This is a genomic window from Pseudomonas sp. MF6747, assembly GCF_963890955.1.
Classification (GTDB): Bacteria; Pseudomonadota; Gammaproteobacteria; order Pseudomonadales; family Pseudomonadaceae; genus Aquipseudomonas.
In genome coordinates this window covers 1-12,818 of record NZ_CAWPSZ010000022.1, presented here as the reverse complement: position 1 = coordinate 12,818, position 12,818 = coordinate 1, and the positions used below count along the sequence as shown (strand labels likewise).

General features: G+C 61.3%; 13 protein-coding genes. 8 read left to right on the top strand and 5 right to left on the bottom strand.

Annotated elements, in window-relative coordinates:
* Nucleotides 1-3: 3 nt before the first annotated feature.
* The gene (locus tag AACW30_RS18730; RefSeq protein ID WP_200625605.1) at nucleotides 4-459 is read left to right on the top strand and encodes an NUDIX hydrolase; all 456 of its coding nucleotides are present in this window, start codon (nucleotides 4-6) and stop codon (nucleotides 457-459) included.
* Here AACW30_RS18730 and AACW30_RS18725 read toward each other — a convergent pair.
* On the bottom strand, nucleotides 456-1,016 hold the full coding sequence (locus tag AACW30_RS18725) for a cysteine hydrolase family protein (RefSeq protein ID WP_200625604.1): 561 nt from the start codon (nucleotides 1,014-1,016) through the stop codon (nucleotides 456-458). The two genes, AACW30_RS18730 and AACW30_RS18725, sit on opposite strands and share 4 nt — an antisense overlap.
* Before the next feature lie 126 nt (nucleotides 1,017-1,142).
* Between AACW30_RS18725 and AACW30_RS18720 the strand changes: the two genes are divergently transcribed.
* Genes AACW30_RS18720 through AACW30_RS18710 form a run of 3 tightly spaced genes read left to right on the top strand, consistent with a single transcriptional unit; the run spans nucleotide 1,143 to nucleotide 3,705 of the window.
* On the top strand, nucleotides 1,143-2,528 hold the full coding sequence (locus tag AACW30_RS18720) for an XAC2610-related protein (protein ID WP_200625603.1): 1,386 nt from the start codon (nucleotides 1,143-1,145) through the stop codon (nucleotides 2,526-2,528).
* A gap of 30 nt (nucleotides 2,529-2,558) precedes the next feature.
* Nucleotides 2,559-3,080 carry a GNAT family N-acetyltransferase gene (locus AACW30_RS18715; protein WP_119740067.1) on the top strand — a complete coding sequence of 174 codons (522 nt, stop codon included), beginning with the start codon at nucleotides 2,559-2,561 and terminating at the stop codon, nucleotides 3,078-3,080.
* A gap of 16 nt (nucleotides 3,081-3,096) precedes the next feature.
* Nucleotides 3,097-3,705, top strand: coding sequence for an XAC2610-related protein (locus AACW30_RS18710; protein WP_200625602.1), 609 nt, complete (start codon nucleotides 3,097-3,099; stop codon nucleotides 3,703-3,705).
* A 5-nt stretch (nucleotides 3,706-3,710) separates the two neighbouring features.
* Here AACW30_RS18710 and AACW30_RS18705 read toward each other — a convergent pair whose 3' ends face one another.
* From AACW30_RS18705 to AACW30_RS18695, 3 genes are all read right to left on the bottom strand, one after another.
* Nucleotides 3,711-5,024 (bottom strand): NAD(P)/FAD-dependent oxidoreductase, encoded by a 1,314-nt coding sequence (locus AACW30_RS18705; protein WP_200625601.1) that lies wholly within the window; start codon nucleotides 5,022-5,024, stop codon nucleotides 3,711-3,713.
* Between the two features lie 306 nt (nucleotides 5,025-5,330).
* Nucleotides 5,331-6,146, bottom strand: coding sequence for a suppressor of fused domain protein (locus AACW30_RS18700; RefSeq protein WP_200625600.1), 816 nt, complete (start codon nucleotides 6,144-6,146; stop codon nucleotides 5,331-5,333).
* Nucleotides 6,147-6,174: 28 nt separating this feature from the next.
* Complete coding sequence (locus tag AACW30_RS18695; RefSeq protein WP_124417641.1) at nucleotides 6,175-6,807, bottom strand: TetR family transcriptional regulator; 633 nt, start codon at nucleotides 6,805-6,807, stop codon at nucleotides 6,175-6,177.
* Between the two features lie 111 nt (nucleotides 6,808-6,918).
* Between AACW30_RS18695 and AACW30_RS18690 the strand changes: the two genes are divergently transcribed.
* Genes AACW30_RS18690 through AACW30_RS18680 form a run of 3 tightly spaced genes read left to right on the top strand, consistent with a single transcriptional unit; the run spans nucleotide 6,919 to nucleotide 9,640 of the window.
* Nucleotides 6,919-7,575, top strand: a complete 657-nt coding sequence (locus AACW30_RS18690; RefSeq protein WP_200625599.1) for an O-methyltransferase — start codon at nucleotides 6,919-6,921, stop codon at nucleotides 7,573-7,575.
* Nucleotides 7,576-7,588: 13 nt separating this feature from the next.
* Nucleotides 7,589-8,455, top strand: coding sequence for an SDR family oxidoreductase (locus AACW30_RS18685; protein ID WP_200625598.1), 867 nt, complete (start codon nucleotides 7,589-7,591; stop codon nucleotides 8,453-8,455).
* 12 nt (nucleotides 8,456-8,467) lie between these two features.
* Nucleotides 8,468-9,640: an arabinose transporter gene (locus tag AACW30_RS18680; protein WP_200625597.1), complete on the top strand. Its 1,173-nt coding sequence runs from the start codon at nucleotides 8,468-8,470 to the stop codon at nucleotides 9,638-9,640.
* Here AACW30_RS18680 and AACW30_RS18675 read toward each other — a convergent pair.
* Complete coding sequence (locus AACW30_RS18675) at nucleotides 9,627-10,247, bottom strand: LysE family translocator (protein WP_200625596.1); 621 nt, start codon at nucleotides 10,245-10,247, stop codon at nucleotides 9,627-9,629. The genes AACW30_RS18680 and AACW30_RS18675 overlap by 14 nt on opposite strands.
* A 134-nt stretch (nucleotides 10,248-10,381) precedes the next feature.
* On the opposite strand from AACW30_RS18675, the gene AACW30_RS18670 reads away from it, so the two are divergent.
* Nucleotides 10,382-12,580 carry an OsmC domain/YcaO domain-containing protein gene (locus AACW30_RS18670; RefSeq protein ID WP_200625595.1) on the top strand — a complete coding sequence of 733 codons (2,199 nt, stop codon included), beginning with the start codon at nucleotides 10,382-10,384 and terminating at the stop codon, nucleotides 12,578-12,580.
* Nucleotides 12,581-12,818: the final 238 nt, after the last annotated feature.

Genomic DNA, 12,818 nt, shown 5'->3' with positions numbered 1-12,818 from the left:
CGAATGCGCGAGCGTAAGGCGTCACGATTGTTGGTTATAAACCCGGCGGATGAAGTGCTGCTGTTCAGGTTTGTGCATAAAGACGGCGCCCTGGCCGGTAGGGATTACTGGGCCACGCCCGGCGGCGGCGTCGAGGAGGGCGAAACCTTCCACGCGGCAGCTCTGCGCGAACTGCGCGAAGAGACAGGCATTGTGCTCAGCACTGTTGAAGCGCCAGTGGCACAAAACAGCTTTGAGTTGATGCTGCCCAGCGGTGAAACGGTATTGGCGATTGAGCACTACTTTATCGTTCACGTCGCGAGCGAAGCGCTTTCCAGGGCAGAGTGGACGCCGCAAGAGACGCAGGTGATGGCGGACCATCGCTGGTGGTCCGCTCAGGCGTTGCGATCGACCGAGGACACGGTATGGCCCCAGGGACTGATTGAAATGCTGGTCAACGCGGGCATTTTTGCCGCTTAAGCCGCGGCAAGGATATCGAGTGTGTCCATGACCCGGGCGTAGTCCATCGCCAGGTTACTCAGCGACAGCGCATGCACATCCTCGGCAGGCCAGAGCCGCCCCGACAAGTCGGTTTGATCAAACGTATAGCAAGCGTCTGCCGCCACGATCACGTCAAAACCCAGGTTGCCGGCGGACCGCGCCGTAGACTCGACGGAGTTGTTGGTGATCACGCCGACGATCACCAACTGCCTGATCGCGCGTATCTGCAGCCAGCGCTCCAGGCCGGTGACCGCGAACGCATCCGGCGCGTTTTTCTCCAGCACGTGCTCATGCGTGAGCGGCGCCAGCGCTTCCTGGAATTCACAGCCCGGCTGGCCTGGCCAAAACACCGAGCCAGGCGTGCGCGACATATGCCGGACATGCACGACCGGGCGTTGTGACTGCCGCCAGGCGCCCAGAAGCTGCTGCATGTGCAACTCAGCCTCTGGATTGTTGCGGCGCCCAAGCTTGGGATGGTTCATGCCCTGTTGCATGTCGATGATTACCAATGCTGCGTTCGTCGCTAACGGTTCCATGGCACATCCTTTTGCTGATCTGGAGCGAACATACCAGCGATTGCAGGCACGCCAACAGGGATTTGTTCGAACCCGTCGCTGTTTGCCTTTACACTGCGGGCCCCCATTTCAGCAAGGATGCTCTGGATGCGCGCGCTACGTTGCGGTGTGATCCTTTCCATGACCCTCGCGTTGCCGGTCATGGCCGAACCACGCTCGTTCTCGGTCAACGACCCCAGCGGTAACTACCTGGTCGAAGTGCTATTCCCCGAAGTGCCCGAAGCGCTGGATCAACCGGCACCGGCACTGATCACCGTGCGCGACAAAAACACCCTCGAAGTCCTCCAGCAGTTGCAGACCCCGGCCGGAAACGTACCGCTGCGCAACGGCAAAACCGACCCGGATCATTTGGTTGGGCAGTACGGCTTGCTGTACTTTGCCGACATCAACGCTGATGGCCGCCAGGACCTGGCGATCCGCAATGGCAACGGCGCCGATGAAGGTTTCCAGTACAACTACGATGTGTACCTGCAAGACCCGCAGAAAACCCAATGGGTGCTGAATGAGCCGCTGACCGAGTTGGCTAACGCAACCTCCGGCGGGATGTTTTCGGTCAACGCGCAGGACGGCGTTATCCATTCGCAAACAGATCGTGGTTGCTGCTGGACGCGCTCGGCGCAGTGGCAAATGCGCGACGGTCAGTTGGTGCAGCTGAGTTCGTATACACAGGAAGAGGTCCCGCCCACCGAATTTGGCCAGAACTCCAGCATGCCCCGCGGCTATATGCTGCGTACCACCGGCGAATGGAAGGCCGGCCAATGGCTGGAAACCCCGAGGCTGGAAGGCCCCGTCAACGAAGATGCACGCCGGTTGGTCGGCACGCTCAACGGCAAGATCCCGGTCGAAATCTGGTACCAGGACCAGGGCGCGGTGGTGATTGGTGAGTTGCGATACACCAAGAGTGGCAGCGGTGCGCCGATCAAATTGATTGGTTCGAGAGCAGACTATGACGGTGAGCCTTTTCTCAACCTGCATGAATACACCGACGACGGCCATCAAACCGGCATCTGGCGGATCTCCACAGACTATGGCGGCACCTGGGTCAGCGGCGCCAGGGGCGACGACCGCGAATTGGCGATCCAATTGCACGATGAGTACCAGGAACCGGACTACACCAAACTCGACGAAGTCGCGCGTGACCAGCGCAGCGGCCACTACCAGATGCGCAGTGACTTCCTGGACCGCGACGGCGACCTCGACCTGAAAATCCTGCCCGAGCGCGATGCCCAGGGCAGGGAACTGGCGGAAATCACCCTCACCCTGAAAGACACCGCGAGCGCGAAGGCGATCGCGACGGCGCGCTATACGGTGCCGATGGAAACCGAGAACCTGATCATCGTGCACGAGCCGCTGGCGTCGCAGCGCGTTGGCCCGTACCACATCCAACTGGTGAAAAACTTCGCGGTGATCGAACATAACTCGGCGCCGGACAGCCCGGACTACTTCACGGGCATGTACCGCAAACAGCCCTGATTCACCTGCCAGCCTAGGACGTGAGAACTCATGCCTGTACACATTCGCCTGGCGCTTGCCGATGACGCGCCGCTATTGCCCAGCGTTGAGCTGAGCGCCGCTCACGTATTCCGTCATATCGATGGCTTGAGCTGGCTGGCAGACACCCCCACGGTGAGCGTTGAACGCCATCGCCAACTGATCGGACTATCGACCTGTTGGGTGGTCGTCGATGCTGACGCCCAGCCACAGGGTTTCCTCAGCGCAGAACGCCAGGGCGATGCTTTGCATATTCATGAGGTGTCCGTCGCGCAATCCATACAAGGCCAGGGATGGGGGCGCAAACTGGTGGAAACGGCGATGGACTGTGCGCGTTCCTATCCACTGCGTGCGGTGACACTGACGACGTTCAAGCATGTGCCGTGGAACGCGCCGTTTTACAGCCGCCTGGGTTTCCAGCAGCAAGGGGACAAGCGCCTGGCAGATATCCTGGCCGACGAGTACGCCCACGGCTTTGAAGCCGGTAGCCGGTGTGCAATGACGTGGTGGGTATCGCCCAGTAAGGGCGCCTGAAACGGCCCCCCACCAGTTGCACTCGCCGGCCGCCAATGTGCCGGTGGACCAACATGGCAAGACCGACAATGGGCTGCTTGGGCCGTTCAGCCTGCTGTATTTCGCCGACTTCGACCAGGACGGTCGCCAGGACCTGGCGATTCGCAATGGCAACGATCCCATCCAGCGCTACAAACCGATGTTCGATGTTTACCTGCAAGACCCGCAAACCCAGCGTTGGGTAATCAACGCGCCCTTGACCAAGCTGGCCTGGGAGACCAGCAGCGGCATGTTCTCGCTCAGTCCCTCAGAGGGCATTTTGCTCTCCCAAGTGGACCGCGATTGTTGCTGGACCCGTTCTACCCGCTGGAAAATGCGCAACGGCGAGCGGGTACGGCTGAGCGCCTACACCCAGGAAGAAGTCCCGCCCACCGAGTTCGGCGAAAACTCCAGCATGCCGCGCGGCTACACGGGGCCAATGGAAACCGAGAACCTGATCATCGTGCGTGAGCCGTTGGCACCCCCTTCAAACGGCCCGTACCACATTCAACTGGTGAAAAATTTCGCGGTGATCGAGCACAACTCGGCGCCGGACAATGCCATGTTCTTCACCGGCATGTCCCGCAAGCAACCCGCTCAACCCTGAGTGGGTCAGCGCAGCTTCTCGAGCATCTGGTAGTACCACATGCCCACCGCCAGCATCGGGTTGCCGAACACATCGCCCAGCGGCACCTTGATGTGTTTGCAGCCGGCAAAGGTGTCGTACTTTTCCAGCGTGCCGGTCAGCGCTTCGGCCATGATCTCGCCCATGATGTGGCTGGTGGCGATGCCATGCCCCGAGTAGCCCTGGCAGTACCAGACATGCTCTGAAAGCTTGCCCAGCTGCGGGATGCGATTGATCACAATGCCCATCGCACAACTCCACTGGAACTCGATGTCTACCCCCCTCAGTGCGGGAAACGTACGCTCGATGCATGGGCGCAGCTCTGCGGCAATGTCGCGTGAGTCGCGCCCGGAATAGTTTGCGCCGCCACCGAACAGCAAGCGCCCATCGCCCGTCAGGCGGTAGTAATCGAGCACGAACCGGCAGTCGTACACCGCCAGGTCCTGTGGGTTGATCTGCTGCGCCAGCGCGCCCAGCGGCGCGGTCGTGACAATGCCGCCCATGGCCGGGAAGATTTTGCCCTTGAGCTGTTTGGGTTCGAGCCTGTGGTACACGTCGCCGGCCAGCAGCACCTGGCGCGCGTCGATGCGGCCAAGGGCGGTGATCACGGCAGGCCGGTCGCCATGCACGATTTCCAGCACCGCGGAATTCTCATAAATCAAGGCGCCCAGGCTGTGCGCCGCGCGGGCTTCGCCCAGGCATAGGTTCAGCGGATGCACGTGCAGGTTGCGCGTGTTTTTCAGCGCGCCGAGGTACAACGGGCTGTCCAGATGCTCACGCATAGCGGCCTGATCGAGCAGACTGACCTGATCGCCCATGCCGCGCCGTTGTGCCTGGTCGTGGAAAGCACGCAGTTCGCTCAGGTGCGAGGGCTTCATCGCCGCGTGCAAGTGGCCGTGCTTGAGGTCGCAGTCAATGGCGTAGGTGTTCACGCGTTGCTCGATGATCTCGTGACCACGCCAGCGCAGGTGCCAGATGAAGTCGTCCACCTGCGTGCCCAGGCGGTTGCGCATTTGCTCGCGCATGGCCTCATCGCCCGACAGGCTGCCGGTGACTTGCCCACCATTGCGCCCGCTGGCGCCCCAGCCGATCCGGTTGGCTTCGACAATCGCAACCTTGAGCCCGCGTTCAGCCAGCTCGACGGCACTGGCAACGCCGGTGAAGCCGCCGCCGATAATCACCACGTCAACGCTGACCTGGCCTTGCAGGGTCGGGTACTGGGTAGCGTCGTTGAGGCTGGCGGTGTAATACGAGGCGCTGCGCTGGGCAGCACCGATGACAGGGCGCAGGGCTGCGGTCATGGAATGATCCTTCTGAAAAAATGAATGCCGGCGAGGCGTTTCGACTTGATCAGAGGCGTGCATCGGGCGGACGCGCATGACGGCAATGCCACAGCGCCCAGAAGGCCAGGATGATATTGAACAGCGGGTTTTCGCAGGGACGCGCACGCGCCTTCGGAAAGCAAGGGTGCAGGTGGCGAGGGAACACACGCAATAGCGAAATCATGGTTGCCGATGCTCCCACCACGCGCAGGTGCGTTAAATCGCCGTTTGTGTACCTTCAGTTATGGCTTCGTTAAACAATCGTCGCGGCGGCGCAACGCTCCCTCATACCACGCTTTGGCGATACAAGGTGCTGGTATGCCCTACGCCGGCGGCGTTCAAACGCGCCACCAGGTCCTCTCGAGCCGCACGCCCACCTGCACGCACATACTCAAGCTCCGACGCGGTAATCAACACCACCGGCACCAGTCGCACCGGCGATAGCGGCATGTCTTCAAGGCGGGTAGGGAAGTCTGGTTCGGGCCCACCGAGCAGCACACCGGCGGCGTCGTCTTCGGTGACGAACAGCGTGGGCACTTGATCGCTCATCTGATGTGACAGGCTGAACCCTGGCAGTTCCAAAGACAGTACGCCGTGATTGTCCAACTGGTGGGTAATGCCGCCCGCGTTAGCCACGGTCTTGGCGACGTGTTCGAGCAGCTCGAACGCCCAACTGCGACGCAAAGGGTCGACATCACCCGGCTCGCCACGGGCGTCGTCGGGGATATCCGGTGTTTCCAGGAACAATTCCATCTCAAACCCATTGCCCAGCCCTTCTGCATCGTCGAAGGGGTCGGACAGGCCTTCGGTGGCGAGGACGATGGATTCATCACGGCGCACCACGCGGTACGCCTGGCGGGTGGAGGGCCAATGAGGACCGCCGGTAAAGCTTGGGCTGATCATGTACGTCAGCACGTCCTGTTCCACGCGACCCACGGTCTGCCAGTGACGGTCCAGGCAATCGCCGCTGGCAAGGCGCGCGGCGATATTGGCTGCATCTGCTGCTGTTTCAACCGGCTCAACAGGTTCAGTCGGCGCGGACAGGGCCGCTTCGGCGTCAGGTTTTTTGGCAATACCGAACAACTTCTTGAAGAAGTCCATGGGCATTCCTTTGCTGGAGATAAGTGCTTTACAGCAGATTCAGTGCGTTTACATAGGCGCGAAACATATCAGCCATTCCATCGGCGTAAACAGCTATTTCCGCCGCCGTACGTGGGCTGCCGGAAAAATCCTTACCCACCGAGCTGAGCGTGGTCAGGATCAAATCGCAGGCCAGTGCTCGGCGTTCAGCAGGCACATCGGGTAGCAATTCAAGCATGAACGTCTCAAAGGCGCGCTGACCTGCCGCGCGCACTTCCACGGCTTCGGGCGCATCGCGATACAGCGGCGCGGCGTCGTTCAGCGCTACGCGCATCTGCGCTTCCTCGCATTCGGAATGAATAAACGCATGCACCAGGGTGCGCAGGCGCTCAAGCGGCGCAACGTCGGTTTTATCCAGAATGTCGCGCAGCATCTGCGTGGTCTGCTGCCACTCATCGCTCTGCAGTCGGAACAGGATGGCCGCCTTGTTGGGGAAGTACTGGTACACCGAACCGACACTCACGCCGGCTTTTTCCGCCACGCGTGCGGTGGTGAAACGCGTCGCGCCTTCCTTGGCCAAAACCTGAATAGCTGCTTGCAGGATCGCCGCCACCAGCTCGGTGGAACGCGCCTGTTGTGGCTGTTTGCGTGAGGAAATACGGGCGGTCTGGCGGGTTGTCATCAAGGGCTCCAGCGGCGGGGCTAACGCGAATAGCGAATGCGACGAATCACTCGCATACTTTTAATGCGACGAATTAGTCGCATCTTAGTCCCAACCTCACGGAAATCAATCATGTCGACCCTGACCTCCGCGCCAATGGCGCCCTTGATCGAACGCCTGTACGCACAAGCCAATGCGGCCACCAGCCCTCTCATCAACAGCGTTTCGCGTGAAGAACGCGACCGTCTGATGCACAGCAAAACCGACTACCTCGCGCTCTACATGATGCTCAAAGACCTGTGGCTGCCGGTCTCTCGCGACACCGGCACCTTGTTGTACCTGTTGGCGCGCAGCACTAAGGCGCGGGCTATCGTGGAGTTTGGGACGTCGTTTGGCCTTTCTACCTTGTTCCTGGCCGCCGCGTTGCGCGACAACGGTGGCGGCGTGCTGATTGGCAGCGAATTCGAGCCCTCGAAGATCGCCCTGGCACGCGAGCATTTCATTCAGGGCGGCGTCAGCGACCTGATCGAAATCCGTGAGGGCGACGCCTTGGTGACGTTGGCCACAGACCTGCCGGAAGCGGTCGATCTGCTGCTGCTCGATGGCGCCAAGAGCCTGTATGGCGACGTGCTGCACCGGGTGGAAAAACACCTGCGGCCCGGCGCGCTGGTGATAGCCGACAATACCGACTATTGCCCGCATTACCTGGCGCACGTGCGCGAGCCTGCGAACGGCTACCTGTCCGTGCCCTTTGCCGATGACATCGAACTCTCGATCCGCTTGCGCTAACAGGAGTCACCTCATGCATGTATTTGTCACGGGAGCCACCGGCTGGGTTGGCTGCGAAGTGGTCAAGGATCTGATCGGCGCCGGCTACCGGGTCACCGGTTTGGCCCGCAGCGATGAAAAGGCCCAGGCACTGGCGGCCACCGGCGCGAAAGTGCTGCGCGGCTGTCTGGATGACCTGGACGTTTTGCGCCGTGCGGCCTGGAGCGCAGATGCGGTCATCCATACCGCGTTCAATCATGACTTCACACGGTTCATCGAAAACTGCGCACAGGACCGTCGCGTGATCGAGGCGCTGGAAAGTGTGCTCAAAGGTTCGGATACGCCGCTGATCGTGACCTCGGGTTTGTCTGGCCTGGCGCGCGGCGCGCTCGAGAGTGACTTACCGAACGCTGGCGCCCCGCGCCAATCCGAACCCGCCGCGCGCCTGTTGGCCGAGCGTGGCATACGGGCGGCAACCGTGCGACTGGCGCCATCGGTGCACGGGGTAGGCGACCATGGTTTTCTGCCGATTTTGATTCGCCTGGCACGGCAGACGGGCGTGTCGGCCTATATCGGCGACGGCGAGAATTGCTGGTCCGGCGTGTACCGCACCGACGCGGCGCGGGTCTACCGCCTGGCGCTGGAGGAGGGCGTCAGCCAAGCCGTGTACCACGCGGTTGCGGACGAGGCCGTGCCCTTCAAAGCCATCGCTGAGGTCATCGGGCGCCGCCTGGGTGTGCCGGTGCAATCCCGGCCGCGTGAGCATTTTGGTTGGTTCGCGATGATGGCCGGGGCCGACATGGCCGTTTCCAGCGCGCGCACCCGCGACCTGCTGGGCTGGGCTCCCAGCGGCCCGGACTTGCTCACAGACCTTGATCAAGCCGACTACTTCACCCTCTGACGGAAGGTTTTCATGACTCAACCTGTCTTGCTCAAAATGCTGCCGATCACGCTGGCGGTGTTCGTCGGTTTCCTGATCATCGGCCTGCAGTTGCCGGTGCTGGCGCTGCACCTGAACCACACCCTGGGCATGAGCACCCTGGTGGTCGGCGTGGTGGTGGGCGCGCAGTTCGCGGCGGCGTTGCTGTCACGGGCCTGGGCCGGCAATTTTGCCGACATGCGTGGGCCCAAGCGTGCGATGTTGATTGGCATGCTGGTGGCGGCCAGTTCCGGTGTGCTGTACCTGGCGTCGCTGGCGTTTGTCGACACACCGGCGCTGTCGGTGTGGGTTCTGCTCGCCGGGCGCGTGGTGCTGGCCGTGGGTGAAAGCCTGATCATCACCGGCTCGATGGGCTGGGGCATGGGCCTGGTCGGGCCGCAAAACGCCGGCAAGGTCATGGCCTGGATCGGCATTGCGATCTATGCCGCATTTGCGCTGGGTGCACCGTTGGGCGTGGCAATCAACAGCCAGTGGGGGTTCAGTGGAATCAGTATCGCGACCCTGCTGTTGCCGCTGTGCGCGCTGGCTATCGTCGCGGGGGCCAAGGGCGTTGCGCCCACCAGCCAGCGGCGCACCTCGTTTTACAAAGTACTGGGCACAGTGTGGTTGCCGGGCCTGGGGCTGGCGTTTTCCAGCATCGGTTTTGGGCTGATCACAGCGTTTATCGCGCTGCTGTTTGCGTCCAAGGACTGGGGCAACGCGTCGTTCGCCTTCACCGCGTTTGGCCTTGCATTTATTGGCGCGCGAATCTTCTTCGGGCACCTGCCGGACAAGCTCGGTGGCGCAGTCGTCGCCTTGGTCTGTGTACTGATCGAAGCGGCGGGGCAGTTGTTGATCTGGGGCGCAGGCTCACCGCTGACGGCGTACGTGGGCGCAGCGCTGACCGGCTTCGGTTATTCGTTGGCGTTCCCGGGGTTTGGTGTCGAGGCGATCAAGCGTGCGCCCCCGCAAACGCGCGGACTGGCCATGGGCGCCTATGTGGCCTTCCTCGATATTGCGTTAGGGATCAGCACTCCGCTGGCCGGCGCCTTGGCCGGTGCTACCGACGTAGCGTCGGTGTACCTGGCAGGCGCCGTGGCGGTGACGATGTCGGTGGTGGTGGCGTGGCTGTTGTTGGCTAAACAGCCTGAACTCAGCGCTTGCTGAAGGCCAGGCGCGCGGCAAATACAAAGAAGATCAGGCCCGTGGTGCGGTCCATCCACTGAATGACCTTTTCTCGGCGCAGGAAGCCGGACAGTGGCCGGGTGGCGCCAATCAACGCCAACGACCACGCCAGCCCCAACACCACGTGAATGCTCACCAGGCCGAACGTCCAGGCAATCAACGAATGGCCTTGGGGAATGAACTGCGGCAGGAACGACACGTAAAAAATCCCCACCTTAGGGTTCAGCACATTGCCCAGCATGCCCTTGAAAAACCAGTTGCCGCCGGGCCTGGCGTCAGCGTTGGCCGACGACAGTGAACGGCGCGGGCGCAGCAGCATGTGCACGCCCAACCAGGCCAGGTAAGCGGCGCCGCAATACTTGAGCAGGTTGAACGCCACCTCCGACACTGCAATCAACGCGCCCAGCCCAAAAGCCACGGCCGCGCCCCACACCAGGCAACCGGCGTTGATGCCGAGGGCAGCGTGCAGCGCCTGACGCTTGCCTTCTACCGTAGCGGTGCGCAGCACCAAGGCGGTGTCGAGCCCGGGCGTGAGCGTCAGCACAGTGGCGGCGAAGGTGAAGGCGAGGAGGTTGTCGGTGAGGGTCATGGGCGCACAACTTCAATGAGAGGTTGGCTGGAACGTTAGCACCGATCGGCAGCCAATTCGGAAAACCCTGAGACTTCCCGGCGAAAATCTTCATAATGGCGGCCAATTTGTTTAGCTCGTTCTGGTGTGCCCGCATGGAAATTAAGGTCAACTTTCTCGACAACCTTCGGCTTGAAGCCAAGTTCGATGACTTCACGGTGATTGCCGACCAACCCATTCGCTATAAAGGCGATGGTTCGGCCCCGGGTCCGTTCGATTACTTCCTGGCTTCGTCGGCGTTGTGTGCGGCGTACTTTGTGAAGCTGTACTGCGAAACGCGCAATATCCCCACCGAAAATATTCGCCTGTCGCAAAACAACATCGTTGACCCGGAAAACCGCTACAACCAGATCTTCAAGATCCAGGTCGAGTTGCCGGCGGATATCTCCGACAAGGACCGCCAGGGCATTTTGCGCTCCATCGACCGTTGCACCGTCAAGAAAGTCGTGCAGGCAGGGCCCCAGTTTGTGATTGAAGAGGTGGACAACCTCGACGCCGATGCCCAGGCGTTGCTGATGCCTAATGCTGCTTCTGAAACGGGCACCTACATCGCTGGCAAGGACCTGCCGCTGGAGCAGACCATCGCCAACATGTCCGGCATCCTCGCGGGGCTGGGCATGAAGATTGAAATCGCCTCGTGGCGCAATATCGTGCCCAACGTCTGGTCGCTGCATATCCGCGATGCTCAGTCGCCGATGTGCTTCACCAACGGCAAGGGCGCGACCAAAGAGGGCGCACTGGCGTCGGCGTTGGGCGAGTTCATCGAGCGGCTCAACTGCAACTTCTTCTACAACGACCAGTTCTGGGGTGAGGAACTGGCCAACGCGCCGTTCGTGCACTACCCGGATGAGCGCTGGTTCCAGCCGGGCAGCAAAGACGAGCTGCCGCCTGAAATCCTCGACGCCTACTGCCTGAAAATCTACAACCGCGATGGCGAACTGCGCGGCTCGCACCTGTATGACACCAACTCGGGCAATGAAGAACGCGGCATTGTTTCGCTGCCGTTCGTGCGCCAGTCCGATGGCGAGGTGGTGTACTTCCCGTCCAACCTGATCGAAAACCTCTACCTCAGCAACGGCATGAGCGCCGGCAATACCCTGGCCGAAGCCCAGGTGCAGTGCCTGTCGGAGATTTTCGAGCGCGCGGTCAAGCGCGAAATCATCGAAGGCGAATTCGCCCTGCCGGACGTACCGGCTGAAGTGCTCGCCAAATACCCGGGAATTCTTGCCGGTATTCAAGGTCTGGAAGCCCAGGGCTTCCCGGTGCTGGTCAAGGACGCGTCCCTGGGCGGTGAATTCCCGGTGATGTGCGTGACCTTGATGAACCCGCGCACCGGCGGCGTATTCGCCTCGTTCGGCGCCCACCCAAGCCTGGAAGTGGCGCTGGAACGCAGCCTCACCGAATTGCTTCAGGGCCGCAGCTTCGAAGGCTTGAACGACCTGCCGCAGCCGACCTTTGAAGGCCACGCGGTGACCGAACCGAACAACTTCGTCGAGCATTTTATCGACTCCAGCGGCGTGGTCTCGTGGCGCTTCTTCAGTGCCCAGTCAGACTACGAGTTCGTTGAGTGGGATTTCTCGGGCCAGGGCGAAGACTCGAATGCCCAGGAAGCCGCGACCCTGTTTGGCATCCTCGAAGGCATGGGCAAAGAGTCCTACATGGCGGTGTACGAACACCTAGGCGCAACCGCCTGCCGCATCCTTGTACCGGACTACTCGGAAATTTACCCGGTGGATGACCTGATCTGGGACAACACCAACAAGGCGCTGTTTTTCCGGGCCGACATCCTCAACCTGCACAGCCTCAACGATGACGAGCTCAAAGCGCTGGCTGAGCGTCTGGTGGAAAGCGAGCTGGACGATTACACCGACATCACCACCTTGATCGGCATCGAGTTCGACGACAACACCGCGTGGGGCCAACTGACCATTCTGGAGTTGAAGCTGCTGATCTACCTCGCCTTGCAGCAATATGAGGAGGCGAAAGAGTGCGTGGAGATGTTCCTGCAGTACAACGACAACACTGCTGATCGCGGCCTGTTCTATCAGGCGGTGAACGCGGTGTTGGAGATGCACCTGGACGAGGACCTGGAACTCGCGGATTACGAGGCCAACTTCCGCCGCATGTTCGGCAATGAGCGCATGGACGCGGTGATCGGCTCGGTCAACGGCACGCTGCGTTTCTATGGCTTGACGCCGACCAGCATGAAGCTGGAAGGGCTGGATCGGCATTTGCGCTTGATCGACAGCTACAAAAAGCTGCACGCGGCGCGTGCGAATATCACCTCAGCCTGACGCGTAAACCCCTGTGGGAGCGGGCTTGCCCGCGATGCAGACACCTCGGTGTTTCAGGTGTACCGAGCTGATGCTTTCGCAGGCAAGCCAGCTCCCACCTTTGAGTGCGGCGACAATCAACATCATTCAGCCCGACGCTGAACCCCTGTGGGAGCGGGCTTGCCCGCGATGCAGACACCTCGGTGTTTCAGGTGTACCGAGGTGATGCTTTCGCAGGCAAGCCAGCTCCCACCTTTGA